Source organism: Shewanella vaxholmensis (assembly GCF_031932135.1).
Lineage (GTDB): Bacteria > Pseudomonadota > Gammaproteobacteria > Enterobacterales > Shewanellaceae > Shewanella > Shewanella hafniensis.
On the sequence record NZ_JAUOEV010000030.1, the window covers coordinates 1 to 18,485 of the forward strand.

Consider the following 18,485-nt stretch of genomic DNA (forward strand, 5'->3'; position numbering starts at 1 on the left):
GCCGCTATAAGAATACACCTCAAGAAAGAGTCGATTGGTGCTTATATCGGTATCGACATTTAGTGGAGAATGCTTTTGGAAGAATTAAGCACTATCGAGCAATATCAACAAGATATGACAAGCTAGCAAGAAATTACGCCAGTATGGTGTCACTGGCGTTTATGTTAATGTGGCTGCCGATGTATTGCTGAGCAACATTTGCACAGCAAAGATCAACAGACCCTAGTTTTGTGGCGAAACTATTCAAAAAATCCTATTCACACTTACTACAGTGATGACCATTATTTAACAGGTTAATCAAACAAGAATAATCATAGTAGAATTGAGTACTACTTTTATATGGTTAGCAATTTGCAATGCAAATTGCTAACCGACCATAAACAGAGTTGATAATTTAGAAAATCAATTAAAAATCAATTAAAAATCAATAGTTAAAGTATTGGCCTAATAAATGCTTTCCCAATATGCATACTAAATTGTTAACAGCCTTAAAGAGGAAAGCATCATGAAATTCTCCCCGATAGAAAAACAGAATGCGAGCATAGTGACATTCCCAACTGAAATGATAATGGCCAATACTCCAACTCATAGAGCAGCTTTGTTGCGGCATATGGAAAATGGTACCAATCGGCTAATTATTAATCTTGAAGAGGTGAAGTATATTGATTCAAGTGGATTATCAGTGCTTATCTCTGCCCTTAAATATGCACAGTTACACGATGGTGAGATTTTACTCTTATCCCCATCTGATAATGTTAGATCATTAATTGAGCTCACTCGACTACATCAAATCTTCACTATTTATGAATGCCAAGATGCTGCTATCGCACATCTAAGCCATAGTTCGATGCAAGTTAATTAAGCATCAATATCAAGGGGAAGCTCATGAATAACCGTCAAGGTAACCAATCATTAGTACTGAACTGCAGCTCCGCACTGCTTTGCTTAGCCTTAAGTGCCTGCACCACCCCTATGCACTCACAACAAGATAAGCTGTGCCAGCAGCAGTCAGATCAATATTGTCATTACTTCGGTACACAAGTTCCTTATCAACGACAGGCAAATCTCGCACTACTCAATAGTCAAACAGAGGGCGTGGTACTTAATTCTGATGAAAATCAGGTGATTAGTGCGGACTTTTATCAAGAAACCGTCCTTAACTTACAGCTTTCTGTGGGGGATAAGCTACATATTAGTATTTTTAATGGGGATGATTTCAATGCCGACGTTGAGATTGATGCAAACGGACAAATTTACTTACCTTATTTACCGCCGATTTTAGCTAAAGGCAGTAATATTAATACGCTTAAAACAAAGATCGCTCAAACCTTGGTAAACGAGCAACTAATGCACCCTAATAAAATTAGGATCAGCATCAGTCCAATCGCTTGGGCTCCTATAGAGGTCACTGTACTTGGTGCCGTGTTTGAACCTGGCCAACATTTGATAAATAAAAAATCCGATACCGAAATCAAAGACGACGATAAAATTCATAGCGGAGATCAAGCACTAGACAGAACTATTAGTGCCGCACTGCGTTCATCTGGTGGTGTGCGCCCAGATGCAAAAATAAATCAAGTCTGGGTTATCCGAGGAGATAAACAGTATTCTTTTGACTTAACGGGCGTAATGAACGGTGAACCAGTTCCCGATTTTTTATTAAGTGCGGGAGATCAAATCCTCGTTCCCAGTTCCCACAATTTTCAAGACAAACTAGTACGGCCTTCACAAATTACTATACCAGGTATAAGAGTTTTTATTTCAAATTTAACACAGCCAGCCAGTAGCAATTCTCAATCTGGGCTCGACACTGAAGCAACGCGTTTCCCCTATGGCACACGCTTACTCACAGGAGCGATAGCGGCAAATTGTATAGGTGGAGCTCAAAGTACTAATGCTAGCCGTCATGTACTTTTAGTAACCCGAAATCCCTTATCCGATGAAACCGATATTGTTGAGCGATCAATGGATAGCTTGATCCGTCAGTCTTGGCAACCCCAAATGAATCCAGTGCTGCTGCCTGGTGACGGCATAGCCTGTTATGACTCAGGTATAACCAATATTCGAGAGATAGCTCGCAGCCTGACCGATGTGCTGATTCCCACCAGTATTTTGGGTTTACTCTAATACTGAGGACATTATGATGAAAGCACGTCATGAGACACATCAACTGTTGTGGATAAAACGCGCTCTCGTCAATGGCAGCAATTTATCTCCAATAGCGCGCCGTAAGTTATACATAAAAACCGTACTATTAACTTTAGCTTTGATCTGGCTACTTGTACTCGTGATACTGTTCATTACTCCAACGCGCTACACCAGTAAATGGGTATTAATTTTACCCGGCGCAGGTGCTGGCGCCATGGTAAGTTTAGATAGTATTGGTCAAGCAAGCAGTTCAAGCAGTTCACCTTATTTAAGTTCGGCAATTGATCCTCGCGAAAACTATAAGGCTATTGCTTTGAGCGATATTTTACTCAGTACAACGGCTAAAGAACTAAATATCACGGCTTCGGCATTAGGTATGCCTAAACTGAAGTTACCCAGTCAAACCGGCTTAATGGAATTCACTATAAATGCCGCGACTCCAGAGCTAGCCGAGAAAAAAGCATGGGCACTATATCAACATTTACAAATAATGTTGTCACAGCTCAGAACAGATGAAATCCTTATCCGGGAAAATGGGGTCAGAATTGGACTCGAAGGATTCGCCAGTAAAGTAAAACAGAGTCAGTCAAATATTTTAGCATTCCAATCAAAAACAGGGCTGGTTTCTCTCGATCAATTTAAAGAAGTGGCACTCACAATAGAGCGCCTTCGTCAAAGCCAAGTCAATCTCAGAGCCAAACTTGAAGGCGGGCTAGCCAGTCAACACCTATTGGAGTCTAGCCTGTCGCTTACTGCCAGCCAATCTGCGGATCTACTCAAACTTAAGAATGATCAATTATTCCAGCAGTTATTGCTCAAATATACTGAGTCCAGCTCACTCTTAGTCAGTTTAAGCGGTAATTTTGCTCAACAACATCCCCAAGTTTTAACTGCAAAAACTGAACAAAAAGTCATGCTAAATGCACTTAATAGTCGTTGCCAGAAACTCCTTTTACGTTGCGATCCACAATTAATGGTGATCCTATCTGTGGATGATATTGATGGCCGAGCCGAATTGATGCAAAAACTAATTAATTTCGCCACTGAAAATGCAGGGTTTAGCGATGAACTAGCATCATTAACTGAACAAATTGACCTATGGGAAACTCGCTTAAAACACAGTAACGATGATGCCGCTAAATTAGAAGATTTACATCGAGATCATCAACTGGCGACGGCAGTATTTACCTCTGCAATTGCTAAAATAGATGTAGGTAAAGCTGATATTTTCTCTGCATATCCTTTATTACAACTATTTTCACCGCCCAGCCGTCCAGAAAAAGCCGATAAGCTAGGGTTTATTTTGACTCTCATTGGTGGCATTGCCGCCTCTATCATGGTAATTGCAGGATTGAGTATATTATGGATACGCAAACCCTTACTCCAGAGAATCCTGACGAACGAGTAGTTTGGCTAGCAATTACTGGGACCTACATCTTTTGGATCCTTGGCGCTATGTATTTAATAGCACCAGTAATTGGTTGGATTTTAGTTCTTAAGATCATTGGACGAGTACTCTTCCATGCCGAAGGTATACGCATTTCTTTTCCCGTAATAAGTTGGATTGGCGCGATGCTACTCATGTTATTTGCCCTAGTCATTGGGCATTTAATAGAAGGGTTGGGTCTTGCTCAGCTGATAAAATCCTCTATCGGCTGGGCAAAGGGCTGGGCATTATTGGCTATTTTCCCACTCATAGGCGGAATGCAAATAAGACCAGAATTAATTTATCGGGCTAGCTGTGTGGTCGGTAAACATACATTAATACTATTTCCATTATTCATTTTAGCTTGGAGAGTAGGTTTACCAAGTACGCTCTATGTCTCACCGTTAAGTATTATTGGTGGTCCTGGTCCTGAGTTTTTCAGCGTAAGCTTATATGAAATCGACCCTGGTAGCGGAATTCCACGCTGGCGCCTATTTACTCCATGGGCTCCTGCTCTTGGGATGGTGGGTAATCTGTATTTTTTATTTGCTCTTCAGGAAACGGATAAACGCTATCGTTTGTACGGGATCATTGGGAGCATAATCATGGTACTCATTTCCCAGTCAAGACTTGCGATACTTTGCTGTTTTGCACTAATCGTTTATTTCAATTTTATTCGTTATGCTAAATATCCTTGGCTTTATCTGCTATTGAGCCCAGTCTTTTTATTGGCCGGGGTGCTCGGAGAGACTGTGCTATCCACGATAGAATCAAGCATTCATAGCGTCAAAGCTGCCAGAGCAGATTCAACTCGTGTGCGCGAAGCTCTTGGGAATATTGCCGTCGAACGCTGGGCAAATGAGGCCGTAATATGGGGTCATGGCATAGTTGAACGTGGTCCCCATATGGTTGAATACATGCCAATAGGCTCACATCACACTTGGTATGGGTTATTATTCGTAAAAGGTATTGTCGGTGCTATAGCGCTTGCATTACCACTGATAGTAAGCGTTTGCTGCCTACTATCCTCTGTTATGCAATCACGGCTTTCTGCCGTTGGTATGGCAATTATACTCATACTACTGTTATATACTTTTGGAGAAAATCTCGAGATCCTTGCTTACCTTTTCTGGCCTGGATTAGTTATTCTCGGCGCCGCTCATACTCAAACTAAATACCCCACCAATTAAGCCTTATTTTACGATACCGGCCTCTTACGTGTTATTTGCATCTTGATTTGCATTTTGCAACCAACAAATGTTTATAACAAAAGCATCGACTATACTCATTATCACAAGCAAACCTAAGATATTGTTATTTAATAAAATTAATAAAATTTTGAATTATGGCACAGAAACTGTATTACCTCATCAGGACAAACTCAGTTGAATAGGTTGTTTGATGAAAACGTTAGCGCAGATAGGTGCCATATGGCACATACAAGGCACTAAACGCCTTGCAACTAATATGCTTTGGCTTGGTTCAGCACAGGTATTAGGGCGTGTCGTTCGTTTAGGCAGCAGTATTATTCTTGCGCGTTTACTCACGCCAGATATCTTTGGCCAAGTGGCAATTATTCTAACTTCGTTTGAAATTATAAGTATTTTTATTCGCAGAATAACCTCTGCACCATTAATAAAAATGCAAGACTCTGATTTCATATCCCATTTAGCCAGTGCCAACGGACTTAACTGGTTTGTGTGTTTATCGTCTTTTGTTGCCTTGAGCTTACTCAGTGGCCCCATCGCTATTTACTATCAAGATATGTCGATAGTTAAGCCTATGATACTCATGGCAACAAGCTTCTTATTACTCCCCTTTGGTATGATCTATGCCACAGCAAACTTAAGAAACAATAGAATGCGCGTTGTTGGTAGAGCAAGTCTTTGGCAAACCATTGCTGATAGTGTTCTTACTGCAATATTGGTACTTTGTGGTTTTGGAATATGGGGAATAGTTATTCCCAAAGTGTTGGTAGTATTAATTTGGATAGGGATCCATCGTTATCACAATCATCTCACCATCAGTTCGACATCAATTTTTGATAGACAAGGGAAATATTTTATTAAACATTCCTGTGCACAAAAATGCCGGAATTTATTGCACTTCGGACTTATGGTAGGTATTGGGGATTTTAGTTTAGCATTAAGACAGAATATCGATTATTTATTAGTAGGTTATTTTTTAGGCGTAGAAGCACTTGGTGTATATTTTTTTGCAGTAAATGCCAGTTTAGGTGTAAGCCTTGGCCTAGTACAAAGTTTTGGTACCGCGTTTTACTCCCACCTCTGTCATCCCGATAGTGAAAACGCATTACAGAAATACCGTCACGCCCTGCTCAGTATCATGTTAGTTACACTTCCCATTATTAGCTTGCAAAGCATACTCGCACCTTGGTATTTACCGATTGTTTATGGCGAACATTGGCTTGATGCTGGCGCTTTGCCTATATTTATTTTGCTGTGCTTAAGTGGTTTAACGCGCCCATTAGGTGAAGCTGCAAGCCAACTGCTCATCTCAAGCGGCCTAAATCAATTAAATCTCTTGTGCAATTTTGGATTTGTTGCGCTTCTCACTCTTGCTATAAGCCTAGGATCACTGTGGGGACTTACAACTGTCGCCATGAATATCTTCGTTTGCTACCTGATTTACATGCCACTATTTGCTTATTTTGTTATGAAACCCACGGCCAAAAAACTTGGCTTAATCACTCTATCTCCCTCATTAGGAGGTTCATTATGATCCCTTCAGTTTCAGTCATTATGCCTGTTTACAATGTTGAAGCCTTTGTGTCTAAGGCGATTCAGTCCGTGTTAGCTCAAAGTTATACTGATTTTGAACTCATCATAGTGAATGATTGCGCAACCGATAACAGTTTAGCTAAATGCCAGAACTTCTCCGATAGTCGCATAAGAATAGTGACCCATACTGCTAACAAAGGGCTGGCCGCGGCGCGTAATACTGGAATACGCCACGCAATTGGTCGCTATGTGGCTTTTATCGACTCGGATGACCTTTGGCATCCTGATAAATTAATGCTCCATGTTGAGCACCTGAAAAACTCTCCAAAGGTAGGGATCAGCTTTTCACGGTCTAGTTTTATTGATTACCATGGAAATCCTATTAACTTTTTCCAAATGCCACAATTAACCAACATAAATCCTGGTCATCTACTGTGCAGAAACCCAGTTGGTAATGGTTCCGCCCCTGTGATCCGCCGCGAAACATTGAATGAAATCCGTTTTCAAGCATTGAATCATACCGAAAGCTACAGTTGTTATTTTGATGAAAATTTTCGCCAGTCAGAGGATATTGAATGCTGGTTTCGTATTTTGGCCACCACACAGTGGAAAATGGAAGGTATTCCCGAACCCTTAACTTATTACCGATTAAATCATGGTGGTTTATCGTCAAACTTAACTAAGCAGCTCGCGTCTTGGGAGCAAATGATAACTAAAGCACGCCGTTTCGCGCCTAAAATCTTAAAGATTCACGAAAATGCAGCTAGAGCCTATCAACTTCGCTATTTAGCACGGCAAGCTATTCGCCTTGGGGATGGGAAAATGGCAAAAAATCTAGTTAATCAAGCTTTAATTACCTCGCCGACAATATTGATCACAGAGACGAGTCGCACACTAACAACGCTATTTGCAGCTTATTTGCAGTGGTTACTACCCAGCAGTATCTACAAAATCTGTGAAACTGCGGGGCAGTATTATATAGGATACCGCCAAAAAATGCGGATTAAACGTGATGGTGTAAAGCCTTCAGTATTGTCATCAAATCTTAAGTAATCTTTATCGACCTTATCCCGCATATGCACATGCGGGTTAATAACCCTAACGTTAAACTTTATCACTGTAGTTCGTTTGATTTATTCCGACTTTTATTTGCAGCTTGCATTGCAAACTGCAAATAAGAAATTTTCTTTGTTAAAAAATAAGTTAAATCAATGATTTTCAATGAGTTTAAAGTATGGCCTACATTGTGCATTGTTAGGTAAAGGCTCTGAGTTAAATAATAAGTAGCAGTAACTCTTGAGCAACCAATAAAGTCAGTTAGGAGTTAATGATGAACACATTGAACCTGAGTAAAACATGTATACCAACTCTTTGGTCAATACAATTCGCAGATCGCATTATCGCACTAGCTGCATTGCTGCTTTTCTTCCCTCTAATCTCATGTATTTATCTTTATCTCAAAGTCATGAATAAAACTAAGCTAGAGCGCGTTTATATTCATGGAACCGATAACCTGGTCGGTTTATATCAATTCCCCTATCAAGGGTGGACTCATCAACTACCTGTTATTATTAATATTATAAAAGGTGATATAGGTCTACTGGGTGATGAAGTTCATTTTTCGTTTGAACCAAAACCAGTGCTTTTTTGCCGTCCAGGCTTAGTGTCAATTTCATCGATGCAACGCAGGATAGGCATCGACTTTGAAGACAGTTTACCCTCTTTACGGAAAGCATATTCAAGTCTGTGGAATTACCTTTTAGCTTTAGTCAGAGTCACAATTAATAGTGCATTAACTTCCAACAATACATCACAAGCAGAGCGAATTTCACTATTTGGGTTGTCACTACACAATGCAACGATGAATGGCATGCTAAATCTTATTGTGTCGAAAGCAAAAACACCGGCGAAAAGCCTAACTCAATTTGCTTTTGTTAATGCTGACTGCCTCAATAAAGCTTACACAGACAGTCAGTACCATCGTGAGTTAAATAACTGTGAAGCGATTTTTGCCGACGGAATCGGCGCTAGAATAGCTTGCCGTTGGCTAGGTGTTGGATTAAAAGCTAATCTCAATGGCACCGATATGCTCCCACTACTTTGTGAGCAATTGATAAAAGAAGAACTGTCCCTGTTTTTATTAGGCGGCGCACCAGAAGTGGCACATCAAGCTGCGCAACAATTACAACTTTCACATCCTATGCTTAAGATTGCGGGAACTCATCATGGTTTTTTCCATGAAGCCGACACGAAATCGGTTCTTAAAATCATTAACTCATCAGGTGCAGCAGTTTTACTTGTTGCAATGGGTGCACCTAAACAAGAACTGTGGCTTGCAAAATATCATTCTAAGTTAAGCCCCGCCGTTGGTATTGGTGTAGGTGGTCTATTCGACTTTTATTCTAATCGCATCAACAGAGCACCACTCTGGTTAAGACAAATGGGTATGGAATGGATTTGGCGCCTAATACAAGAGCCTAGGCGCATGTGGCGTCGCTACATATTTGGTAATCCTTTGTTTTTATTAAGAGTAAGAAAAGAAGTACGCCAACTTAATAATCAGAAACCACATCAATCTGAAACAAAAACCAACGTAATCAACTATCCAAATTTGAGTAAATCCAGCACACAGCAACGCTGCGGCCGTATTCAACTGCGCTTATTACTTAATCGTATTGCCAAACGCAGTTTGGATGTGAGTGTTGCAGCATTTGCATTGGTGTTACTGGCGCCCTTACTTCTGCTTGTGGCGTTATTCATTCGCCTCGAATCACCAGGAGCGGTCCTTTTTAGCCAACAAAGGGTTGGGAAGTTCAATCACACTTTTACTATGTGGAAATTCCGATCTATGTATCAGGATGCAGAGGCTCGCTTAGCAAGCCTACAAAAGACTAACGAAATGCAAGGTGGGGTTATTTTTAAAATGAAATGTGACCCCAGAATCACTCGCATCGGTAAATTTATTCGAAAAACCTCTATCGATGAGTTACCTCAACTTTGGAATGTCATACTCGGCGATATGTCCCTTGTTGGACCGCGCCCAGCATTACCTAGAGAAGTCGCTCAATATAGCCCCAGTGACCGCCGTAGATTACAAGTAAAGCCTGGAATTACTTGTATATGGCAAGTATCTGGACGCTCAAATATTCCTTTTGACAGGCAAGTCGAGCTGGATGTTGATTACATCTATCAACAGTCTCTAACTGAGGATATCTATTTGTTAATTAAAACAATCCCTGCAGTTATCTTCAGTCGCGGTGCCTATTAAGGAGAATGCTATGCAAGCCATTATTTTCGCGAATCGTCATGGAAATGAGTTATCGCCATTGGATGAGCAATATTGCCCTGCGCTACTACCAGTGGGAAATCGAGCCTTAATTGAGTATACGCTCGAAGATGTTGCAGATGCAGGAATCACTCAAGTTAAGCTGGTTATTTCAAGCCATGCTGAAAAGATAGAAGCTTATTTAGGTGATGGTAGCCGCTGGGGTGTAAAGATTGAATATTTCCTGACTAAAGTACAGGAATCGGTTACTCAAGTTATGTCACGAATGAAACTGGATTTAAATGAGGAAACCTTAGTTGCTCGAGGCGATATATTGCGCTCTCCTTGTATAAATTGCTTCGTTAATTATAGCAAAAACATAAAATTACGCTTAGTACGCCCGAAGCTAGCTGATTTAAATCCAGGATTATTAATGCTGCCAGCGGCCCAAAATCACTTACATTTACTCGATTGGCCATTAGACAACACCACATTATGTGCGGAAGCTATAACTGAAATTTTACATGGTCAATGCGCCATGCTCGATAGCTTTGAATCCTATCTTTACGCCAACTTGACAATCGCAGATGCAAGCTTTTACGGGCTGACAGCCTCGGGACGTCCGAGTGCCAGTATCAAACCGACTAAATATTTTTACTTAGGAGCCAAAACAAGAACAGGGTTACTTTCGCGACTACATGCTTGGGGAGCCATAGGTGAACAAACATGGATTGCACCTAACGTAAACATGCAAAATAAAATTGTTATTGGCAATAAGTGTCTGATTGAAAAAGATTGTAATTTAAATGATTGCTTAATTTTAGATAATAGCTTTGTTGGCGAAGGTCTCAATATTGATAACTGCATTATTAGTCAGAATGTACTTATTAATGTAGGGCTAAAATCCGCGATAAAAATCAATGATCCTAGATTAATTTCCACAAGTCATAAACAGATACCCCATACTGAGTCTTTTTTAATTCGGCTAATTTCCCTATTATTATTATGTTTAAGCCTGCCACTCTGGCCCATACTGTTTACTTGGGGAGTCATACATTCATGGCATGGCTTTATCAAAATGCAATTAATAAGTAATCAAAATAAATTGCTTAACAGTTGGCGCTTTAATATTCCATATCAAGGTCTTGCATTATTACCTCAGCTTTACCATGTGTGCCTCGGAAAATTGCATCTAATGGGATTGAGTGCAAAAACAGAGCAATCACCATATACAGCACAAGAACCAAGTAAGCATGGCGTTTATGGCCCAGTTCAATTACTCGCACCATATGCTATACCAGAAGAAGAAAAAATCATTATAGAGCAAGACTTCAAGGCAAAGAATAAACGTGATCAAGTTCGTCAACTATTAAAACAAAATTCTAGGGCTGTACATTCAGCCTTGGGTACACAATCAATACAAGCCCATATTGACTCTCACTCAAGCAAGAGGAATTAATCATGAAATCAATCATCACTTATGGTACCTATGATCTGTTCCACTATGGTCATGTGAGATTATTTCAAAGACTCAAAGCGATGGGAGATAAACTTATTGTTGGTGTATCAACAGATGAGTTTAATTCTCTCAAAGGAAAAGTGGCTTTTTTTAATTACCAGCAACGTATAGAGATGATAAGTGCCTGTAAATATGTAGATTTAGTGATACCTGAAACTCACTGGCAGCAAAAAGCTAAAGATATTGTAGAACTCAATGTGAATATCTTTGGTATGGGTTCTGATTGGCAGGGGAAATTTGATTATTTAAAAGAGTTTTGCCAAGTGATTTATTTGGAAAGAACAGATGCTATTTCAACCACTGAAATCAAAACCAACTTGGCAGTCCCTCGCTCAAACTGCATCAGATTGCCATCCTCCGCCTTGATTAAGTGAGGTTCATCATGAAAACAAACTTATTTACTTCATTATTAAAGAAATGTATTTATGGTCTTTCATGGTTTTTTCCGCGGCAAGGAAATAAAGCTGTATTTGGTTGCTATAAAAACCTTTTTGCGGATAACAGTAAATATTTATATCTGCACTGGCACAAAAATAAATTTATGCATGTAATTTGGATTAGTGGTGATGCATCACTAGTTAACGCGCTGAGGAAAAAAGGATTTATCGCCTATGAACGATGGAGTTTAGAAGGTGTTTATCATGCACTAACGGCAAGATTTTACATATATAATAGTTATATTGGTGACGTCAATCAGTGGTTTGCTAGTGGTTCAATTAAAATCAATCTCTGGCATGGTTCCCCGTTGAAAAGGATTGAGTTTGATATAGACCACGGACCTCTAGCGCATAAGTATCAATCCAATTCATATTGGCAAAAAACTTGGCATTCACTACTGTATCACCAAGAATATGTTCGACCTCAGTTGATGCTCAGTCCAAGTCCATTAGTTGACCGTTTATTTTGCAGCGCCTTCAGATTACAAAAAAAACAATTGCTCAGTTGCGGTAATCCAAGAACTGATTTTTATCGCCGCTATCCGGATAAATGTCAAAGTATCAATTCAAAACCTGATGGTACAAGCTATAAAAAGGTCATACTGTATGCCCCATCTTGGCGAGATGCCAACTTAAGTAATACTGAAACAGTACAATCCCCCTACGAAAAAGCCTTCAACTGGGGTGTGTTATCCCAGTTTTTAGTCAATTCAGACTGCTTGTTTTTGTTAAGATTACACCCGAATGAAAGACATTATGCTAAACACTTTAGTGCATACCCTAATGTAAGAGATATCAGCAGTTGGGAGGATGTCTACGGTATCTTACATCAAGTAGATCTGTTACTTACGGATTATTCATCTTTATTTATTGATGTATTACCGTTAAATATCCCTATAGTTTTCTACCTTTTCGACCATGAAAGCTATATTAAAAATAGCCGTAATTGTTACGAATATAGTCAATGTCTACCACAAGCTGGGCTAATTGCATATGGGTTCGAAGAATTAATAAACATATTAAAAAATAATACATCAAAAAAACAGACAGAAACGTTACATCTTGCCTATACACAATTACAAAAACTCTATTGGCAAGAAATGAATGAACATTCAGACTGCTTTGAGCTGCTTGAACGTTATATCTGTCGCCGCAATTTACTAAAGTCTCCATTAAATACACAAATTAGTTAAATAGGTCTTTAAACCAATCCCAAATTCCTAATGATATCTCGGGGAAAATATTAATACCTAGGGATGATTTCAGTAGATATAAGAGCAGCAGTCCAAACAGTACGCTCAGTAGCATAAAACCGAGCACTAATGTAGAGAAGGCCAGCAATGAAAACCGCTTTTCACGGCGAGTATAAGCGCGTTTATTTTTACCTAAGAGAAACACATAGTAAAAACGCCACTTAATAAATGGAAGCGAAAAAGTACCACGACTATCAACAAAATGCTTACCCCAAGTACGGTCACCTAAGGCAATTCTAATACCCATTAGTTGCTCATTCGTATAGCTATCACTTATCTCCGGCGGCAACTTTGAAAGTAACTTGGAAATAATGGGATCTTGTCGAATATTCGCTAGTTCGGCTATGTAAAACTCTTCTAATTTTTCCATTTTTTTTAAGAAAATAGTAACTCACATTATAGACCGAAAGCGATAAAGCCACAAAATACATAATGTTCTGGTCTAACACCATCGGACATATATGGGGTTCAGTCTGTGGTGGCTTAACAATATTAAGCCATGGCGTTGTTGATTAAATCATTTCATAGAACGTAATCGTTCCAAGACTTCTGGCCGATTAAGCAACTTGCTGGCGAACGGGCATACCCAATCTAATGACTTTGTTCATCGCCTTCACACCAGCCAAGGCCTCTGCGACTTGCCCATTGTAGTCACGCAAACTTAGCATTGGACTATTCAATTGTTTATATCGGCCCAGGGCGGTCTCTGCTAGAGAGCGCTGGTGATAGCCGTTATCGATTTTCCATTGTTTCAGCTGACCCGCTTTCAGTGCTTCTACGGCTTCATTGCGTGGATGCCCCTTTTCCCATAACCCCGCATTTGAGCGCGGTGGGATGGTAGCTTTGCAGCCTTTACGTCGCAGTAATTGATAACAACCCTTTGTATCATAAGCCCCATCTGCCAATACCTGCATTATCTTTCGCCGTAAAGGATTGAGTAAAGTCGGCAGTACTTCATTATCGCCTACTGACACAAGACTGACTTCAGCTGCAACGACTTCGTTAGTGCTTGCATCTGTGGCTAAGTGCAACTTGCGCCATGTGCGGCGTTTTTCGCTGCCATGCTTGCGCGTTTTCCATTCGCCTTCACCAAACACTTTCAGGCCCGTGGCATCGACAACAACATGCGCTATCGGTCCGCGACTGGGGTTGCGGTACTGAATATTGACTGTCTTAGCGCGTTTACTGATAGAGGTGTAATCAGGTGATATTAGTGGAACATTCATCAATGTAAATAATGAGTTGAGAAAGCCTTCTAGCGCACGCAACGATAAACTAAAGATGCCTTTGACCATCAACGCGGTTTCAATCGCCACATCACTATAGCTAAACCCGCGTCCACGCCCGCCATGATGCTCATGGCAGTACCACGCGTTTACAGCAGCTTCATCCACCCAGAAGGTGAGCGAACCACGGTTCACTAACGCTTGGTTGTATTGCTTCCAATTAACGATTTTACGTATTGATTTGCCCATGTTGCCTTCCTGAAGGTGAGTCAGGAGATCTGATCATGGCAACACCGATTAGTTCACTGATTTGTTCAACAACGCCTTAAGCCATTGCCAAGATTTGTTGAGGACGTGAAAGTAGAAAAAACTTCAAGCCGTTGCGGTCGAGTTCGACAGTGTTCCATGAATGGGAGGCAATCAAATCGACAAAATAGCGCTTCAAATCATCGGTAGTCAGGGTGTAGGGGCATCAGTTAAAATAAGTCGCAATGCGGCGTATCGCTCGGCTATAGGCATCAATGATTGCAGGCCGCTTGCCTTGCAAGGTTAAGTTGGTAAGATGTTGTTCATAAAGTAAATCAAAGCGTTGTTGTTCGAGAATGTCCATGATGATACTCCTAGGTTTGCGACCGAAGCAGGTCGCGTCTAGCAAGTATTTAGGATGAGGGGCAAAAGGATGGTTTTATCTTGTTCCTGCCGCAAAGCGGCTTCGTTCAACAAAGCGTTTAAGAGGGATTCATGCCGCGTGGCATTTTTTGTAAGCGATGAGTTTTATGGTGAAGGTCGTCTGCGGAAAGTTGATTTAGGCGGCATTCACCCCTTAACGCGGCGTTACCCCATAGAAATATTAATCCGAAACCAACTGATTAGAGTAAAAAACCTAACGCGTTTTTGTCCAAAAATGAGTTATCTTGAGTATGAAACTTTAATACTCAATTGCTGCTTGATTTATGCACCTAAGCGCAGATGAGTATGATGCTTTATTTTGCCACGTATTCAATCGGGCGCAGTAGAATCAAGCACATGTGACGATTCAGTATCGAACTTTATTTATCTCCCACCATTGAGCTTGTTGCACTGGTTAAAAGGCTGTGGTTAAAGCGAGTGCTTAAGATTGCTGCGGTGAGATCTGGTAAATTTTTGATTTCGCTTCATCAGTCACAAGATAAATCAACCCATCAGGCCCTTGTACGACTGAGCGTAATCTTTGCCCCAATTCATGTTTTAGCAGCCGTTCTTCTTTAATAATCTTGTCGCCATCAAGCACTAAACGTACTAGCGTTTTTTCCTTTAGGCTGGCGAGTAAAATATTATTTTGCCACTGTGGAAATTTATCGCCCGTGTAAAATATAAAGCCCGCCGTGGCAATTGAGGGAACCCATTTGTAGACGGGTTGCTCCATTCCAGCTTTGTGGGTGCCTTCGCCGATTTTGCCGCCACCGTAATTCTCACCATAGGTAATCACAGGCCAGCCATAGTTTTTGCCCGCCTCATCAATGTTGAGTTCATCGCCGCCCTGCGGTCCATGCTCGCCAGTCCATAATACTTTGCTGGTGGGATTAATGGCCGCGCCTTGCATATTGCGATGACCGATAGACCAGATCTCGGGCAAAGCGCCCGCCGTATTAACGAAGGGGTTTTCTTGAGGCACAGAACCATCGGCATTAATCCGCACCACTTTGCCTAAATGATTGTCTAATGTTTGGGCGCTATCTTTTTCGCTGTAGCGGTCGCCAAGCGTAATAAACAACGTGCCGTCAGGCGCCCACACCAAACGAGAACCAAAATGGTGGCCGCTGTTGATTTTGGGTTGCTGACTAAAAACGCGGCTGAGATTTTCAAGTTTGTTGCCATTGAGAGTCGCAAAACTCACCGCAGTGCTATTGAGTTCACTTGCATCACCTTCTGCGGGTTCTGAATAACTGAAATAGATTTTTTTGCTGCTGGCAAAATCTGGTGCAAGCACGACATCGAGTAAACCACCTTGGCCCTTGGCATATAGTGGTGGCAAACCCGTTAAGGGTTCACCCACTTTACCTGCGGCGCTGACAATGCGCATTCTGCCGGCGCGTTCAGTCACTAGCATGCTGCCGTCGGGTAAAAATGCCATACCCCAGACATTTTCTAACCCTTGGGCTATGGTTTTTACCTGAATATTGCCCGTTTCCGTTTTGACGCTAATGCTTGTTGCGCTAGTGTTTTGCGCGTAAATAGCGGGCGAGCTTGCAACAAGACACAGGGCAAGACTTAAGGTGCTGAGCTTCAAGGTCTTTAGCTTCAAGCTGCTTAGTTTAAAGGTGATCCGTTTCATCGCTATCCTTAGTCACAGTGCTTTCCTAAATGATGTTACAGAGTAACAATTCAATAACTTAAGGGCAATTTATCGATGTGACCTTGTATCGAAGCTCACTGTCTTGTTCCTTTGAGTCCAAGAACTGCGCGTTGGCTAATGCATTCAAAGGCTAACGTATTAAAACTTTATGTATTAAAACCTTGTTTCACGCATGAAAAGCCTAGCGCATGAAAAAGCCTAAGGCCATCGCTAAACCGACAATCACAATAAAGCCGCGCAGCAAGGGCTGTGAAATACGATAGGCCAGCGCCGCGCCCACATAGCCGCCGATAATCGCCATCACAGCAAGCAGCAACAGATATTGCCCATCGATAACATTGCCCGCGGCATAAACCACAACGGCGATGGCGGTGAGCAGGGCAGAAATGAGATTTTTAAGACCGTTCATCCCATGCAGATTGGTCTGGCCCATCAGCCCAAAGCTCGCGAGCAGTATGATGCCTAAGCCACCATTAAAATAACCACCATAGATACACACAGTCGACAGCATTATCAGTGCTGTCATCGGACTTAACATTGGCGTAGAGGTGTTTTCGCCTTGCTCAGCGATTCTTCGTTTGAGTAACCAAGGACCAACAATAAAGGCCGCGGTGGCCAGTAAAATCAGCCAAGGGATCAGTTTTGCGAAGACTTGCTCGCTGGTGGTCAGCAAAATACCTGCGCCAATACTGCCGCCGATAAGGGCAATCAAGATCAGATGCTTAAGGCTAAGACTCGCCGGATATTCGATATCCTTTCTAAAACGCCAAGCACTGGCGATATATCCTGGCAACAACGCAGCAGTCCCCGTTGCATTCGCCGCAATCGGTGGAACCCCGACAAACACTAACGCCAAAAGGGTAATAAAACTGCCACCGCCGGCAACCGCATTGAGCATTCCGCCTAAAAAGCCAGCGAGTGCAATAATAAACCAGTCCATAGATACCGCTCCTTTGGACAATGAGAGAGTTAAACAGAGAGTTTATTTGAGTACTAAGAATGAGTCTGTTCTCGTGAGTCAATCAAACTAGTTCACCCTAACAGGATGATTTAGATATCCCAAATGCCAGACATAAAAATAACTGTAGCTATGGCTCCACTTTGCTCGGTAAAAACATCTTCTCCCCAGCAATTTTGCCCGCGTTCTTGGTAGTAAACTTCAAAGGTACTGAGCATAGGTGTTCGAATACAGTACCAACCATCGAAGGTATTCTTGGCAAAATGCACCCAATGCTGCGCATCTGCAGTTTGGATTTGCTGTACGAGTAATTCATTTTGCGACAGCAAAGCCGCAAGTTCACTCTGGGTGGTGATCTGGTGCTCGGCTTTGATTGCCCCGAGAAGATTTTTCAGTGTAATCATGGAGTCCCTTGCTTCTTGCGGCGAACCTAAACCACTTGCTAGCGAATTGCAGCTGCTATTGATGATTGGATCAGCGTCTCATAAATATCAGCTTGGCCGGCAGGAATAAGCTGCCTGTGAATTTCGCGGCGTTTCGCACTGTCGAATAAACGCTCCGCAACCCAACCCGTTAAATAGAGTGAGGAAAGGCAGCCGCCCGCAGTGGCAATATTGCCATTAATCACGAGGGCGCAGTCTTCTACATCGACGCCCATGGCAACTAGGGCAGGTTTTGCATCGGGGTGAGTCGTTGCCGAGAGATTGTCGAGTAGCCCTAATTTGGCAAAGAAGAATGACCCAGCGCAGATACTGCCAAGCAATTGTCGTGTGGGATCTAATTTAAGGGCGGACATAAACTCAGTATCAGCAAGTGCCGCAGGTACGCCTTTGTAACCACTGCTGAATAATACCACGTCGGCATCAGCGACTTCGGCCACATGACCATCGGTTGCAACCGTCATCCCCAAGCTTGATATGTGGCTAGGTTTGGTCCCGAGTACTTTTACTGTCCAATCGGTTTTTGTCCTGCCGAGAATATCGCGCATTAAGAAGAAATCGATATCGGTAAATTCATCAAATATCACAATCGCAATCTGGTACATAAGCTTTCCTCTGGCTTGCATTGTGGATGACTTAAGGCTTGAATATGCTCAACCTTAAGCCTTGGGTCCTCAATATGAATAGAATCATGATTTTATTGGTTATCCATTTTTTATGAAAATTTGGTTAATCAA

Annotated in this window: 18 protein-coding genes; 11 read left to right on the forward strand and 7 right to left on the reverse strand. The window is 41.6% G+C overall.

Annotated features, from left to right (window positions below):
• The 11 genes from Q4Q46_RS19635 to Q4Q46_RS19685 form a co-directional block, all read left to right on the forward strand.
• A partial coding sequence (locus Q4Q46_RS19635; RefSeq protein WP_263185794.1) for a transposase occupies positions 1–191 on the forward strand: 191 nt, incomplete at its 5' end.
• A 314-nt stretch (positions 192–505) separates the two neighbouring features.
• Positions 506–862 (forward strand): STAS domain-containing protein, encoded by a 357-nt coding sequence (locus tag Q4Q46_RS19640; protein ID WP_006083683.1) that lies wholly within the window; start codon positions 506–508, stop codon positions 860–862.
• A 23-nt stretch (positions 863–885) separates the two neighbouring features.
• Positions 886–2,127: a polysaccharide biosynthesis/export family protein gene (locus Q4Q46_RS19645; protein ID WP_006083682.1), complete on the forward strand. Its 1,242-nt coding sequence runs from the start codon at positions 886–888 to the stop codon at positions 2,125–2,127.
• A gap of 13 nt (positions 2,128–2,140) precedes the next feature.
• Positions 2,141–3,556: a GumC domain-containing protein gene (locus Q4Q46_RS19650; RefSeq protein WP_006083681.1), complete on the forward strand. Its 1,416-nt coding sequence runs from the start codon at positions 2,141–2,143 to the stop codon at positions 3,554–3,556.
• A complete protein-coding gene (locus tag Q4Q46_RS19655) occupies positions 3,511–4,764 on the forward strand; it encodes an O-antigen ligase family protein (RefSeq protein WP_006083680.1) in 1,254 nt (417 codons plus the stop codon). The genes Q4Q46_RS19650 and Q4Q46_RS19655 overlap by 46 nt, the downstream gene beginning before the upstream one ends.
• Positions 4,765–4,975: 211 nt before the next feature.
• Positions 4,976–6,316, forward strand: a complete 1,341-nt coding sequence (locus tag Q4Q46_RS19660) for an oligosaccharide flippase family protein (protein WP_063883078.1) — start codon at positions 4,976–4,978, stop codon at positions 6,314–6,316.
• Positions 6,313–7,368, forward strand: coding sequence for a glycosyltransferase family 2 protein (locus Q4Q46_RS19665; RefSeq protein WP_063883077.1), 1,056 nt, complete (start codon positions 6,313–6,315; stop codon positions 7,366–7,368). Before Q4Q46_RS19660 ends, Q4Q46_RS19665 begins: the two co-directional genes overlap by 4 nt.
• Before the next feature lie 274 nt (positions 7,369–7,642).
• Entirely contained in the window at positions 7,643–9,583 is a 1,941-nt protein-coding gene (locus tag Q4Q46_RS19670; RefSeq protein WP_311906843.1) for a WecB/TagA/CpsF family glycosyltransferase, read from the forward strand.
• Positions 9,584–9,593: 10 nt separating this feature from the next.
• On the forward strand, positions 9,594–11,039 hold the full coding sequence (locus Q4Q46_RS19675) for a sugar phosphate nucleotidyltransferase (protein WP_311906844.1): 1,446 nt from the start codon (positions 9,594–9,596) through the stop codon (positions 11,037–11,039).
• Between the two features lie 2 nt (positions 11,040–11,041).
• Positions 11,042–11,473, forward strand: a complete 432-nt coding sequence (locus tag Q4Q46_RS19680) for an adenylyltransferase/cytidyltransferase family protein (RefSeq protein ID WP_006083676.1) — start codon at positions 11,042–11,044, stop codon at positions 11,471–11,473.
• Positions 11,474–11,481: 8 nt separating this feature from the next.
• Positions 11,482–12,729, forward strand: coding sequence for a CDP-glycerol--glycerophosphate glycerophosphotransferase (locus tag Q4Q46_RS19685; RefSeq protein ID WP_006083675.1), 1,248 nt, complete (start codon positions 11,482–11,484; stop codon positions 12,727–12,729).
• Here Q4Q46_RS19685 and Q4Q46_RS19690 read toward each other — a convergent pair.
• The 7 genes from Q4Q46_RS19690 to Q4Q46_RS19720 form a co-directional block, all read right to left on the reverse strand.
• Positions 12,722–13,159, reverse strand: coding sequence for a hypothetical protein (locus Q4Q46_RS19690; RefSeq protein WP_006083674.1), 438 nt, complete (start codon positions 13,157–13,159; stop codon positions 12,722–12,724). The two genes, Q4Q46_RS19685 and Q4Q46_RS19690, sit on opposite strands and share 8 nt — an antisense overlap.
• Before the next feature lie 187 nt (positions 13,160–13,346).
• Complete coding sequence (locus Q4Q46_RS19695) at positions 13,347–14,264, reverse strand: IS5 family transposase (RefSeq protein WP_311906846.1); 918 nt, start codon at positions 14,262–14,264, stop codon at positions 13,347–13,349.
• A 223-nt stretch (positions 14,265–14,487) separates the two neighbouring features.
• Positions 14,488–14,625 carry a hypothetical protein gene (locus tag Q4Q46_RS19700; RefSeq protein ID WP_237709435.1) on the reverse strand — a complete coding sequence of 46 codons (138 nt, stop codon included), beginning with the start codon at positions 14,623–14,625 and terminating at the stop codon, positions 14,488–14,490.
• 501 nt (positions 14,626–15,126) lie between these two features.
• Positions 15,127–16,329, reverse strand: coding sequence for a PQQ-dependent sugar dehydrogenase (locus Q4Q46_RS19705; protein WP_311906847.1), 1,203 nt, complete (start codon positions 16,327–16,329; stop codon positions 15,127–15,129).
• Positions 16,330–16,531: 202 nt separating this feature from the next.
• Positions 16,532–17,290 carry a sulfite exporter TauE/SafE family protein gene (locus Q4Q46_RS19710; RefSeq protein WP_311906848.1) on the reverse strand — a complete coding sequence of 253 codons (759 nt, stop codon included), beginning with the start codon at positions 17,288–17,290 and terminating at the stop codon, positions 16,532–16,534.
• 110 nt (positions 17,291–17,400) lie between these two features.
• Positions 17,401–17,712, reverse strand: coding sequence for a cytoplasmic protein (locus Q4Q46_RS19715; RefSeq protein WP_311906849.1), 312 nt, complete (start codon positions 17,710–17,712; stop codon positions 17,401–17,403).
• Between the two features lie 38 nt (positions 17,713–17,750).
• A complete protein-coding gene (locus Q4Q46_RS19720; RefSeq protein WP_311906851.1) occupies positions 17,751–18,353 on the reverse strand; it encodes a DJ-1/PfpI family protein in 603 nt (200 codons plus the stop codon).
• Positions 18,354–18,485 lie beyond the last annotated feature (132 nt).

Bases quoted from the DNA above. Each gene is read 5' to 3' on its own strand.
- Q4Q46_RS19695 (WP_311906846.1), bottom strand. From the start codon at position 14,264: ATGGGCAAATCAATACGTAAAATCGTTAATTGGAAGCAATACAACCAA.
- Q4Q46_RS19650 (WP_006083681.1), top strand. From the start codon at position 2,141: ATGATGAAAGCACGTCATGAGACACATCAACTGTTGTGGATAAAACGC.
- Q4Q46_RS19720 (WP_311906851.1), bottom strand. From the start codon at position 18,353: ATGTACCAGATTGCGATTGTGATATTTGATGAATTTACCGATATCGAT.
- Q4Q46_RS19685 (WP_006083675.1), top strand. From the start codon at position 11,482: ATGAAAACAAACTTATTTACTTCATTATTAAAGAAATGTATTTATGGT.
- Q4Q46_RS19710 (WP_311906848.1), bottom strand. From the start codon at position 17,290: ATGGACTGGTTTATTATTGCACTCGCTGGCTTTTTAGGCGGAATGCTC.
- Q4Q46_RS19690 (WP_006083674.1), bottom strand. From the start codon at position 13,159: ATGGAAAAATTAGAAGAGTTTTACATAGCCGAACTAGCGAATATTCGA.
- Q4Q46_RS19700 (WP_237709435.1), bottom strand. From the start codon at position 14,625: ATGGACATTCTCGAACAACAACGCTTTGATTTACTTTATGAACAACAT.
- Q4Q46_RS19680 (WP_006083676.1), top strand. From the start codon at position 11,042: ATGAAATCAATCATCACTTATGGTACCTATGATCTGTTCCACTATGGT.
- Q4Q46_RS19670 (WP_311906843.1), top strand. From the start codon at position 7,643: ATGATGAACACATTGAACCTGAGTAAAACATGTATACCAACTCTTTGG.
- Q4Q46_RS19705 (WP_311906847.1), bottom strand. From the start codon at position 16,329: ATGAAACGGATCACCTTTAAACTAAGCAGCTTGAAGCTAAAGACCTTG.
- Q4Q46_RS19675 (WP_311906844.1), top strand. From the start codon at position 9,594: ATGCAAGCCATTATTTTCGCGAATCGTCATGGAAATGAGTTATCGCCA.
- Q4Q46_RS19640 (WP_006083683.1), top strand. From the start codon at position 506: ATGAAATTCTCCCCGATAGAAAAACAGAATGCGAGCATAGTGACATTC.
- Q4Q46_RS19655 (WP_006083680.1), top strand. From the start codon at position 3,511: ATGGATACGCAAACCCTTACTCCAGAGAATCCTGACGAACGAGTAGTT.
- Q4Q46_RS19645 (WP_006083682.1), top strand. From the start codon at position 886: ATGAATAACCGTCAAGGTAACCAATCATTAGTACTGAACTGCAGCTCC.
- Q4Q46_RS19715 (WP_311906849.1), bottom strand. From the start codon at position 17,712: ATGATTACACTGAAAAATCTTCTCGGGGCAATCAAAGCCGAGCACCAG.
- Q4Q46_RS19665 (WP_063883077.1), top strand. From the start codon at position 6,313: ATGATCCCTTCAGTTTCAGTCATTATGCCTGTTTACAATGTTGAAGCC.
- Q4Q46_RS19660 (WP_063883078.1), top strand. From the start codon at position 4,976: ATGAAAACGTTAGCGCAGATAGGTGCCATATGGCACATACAAGGCACT.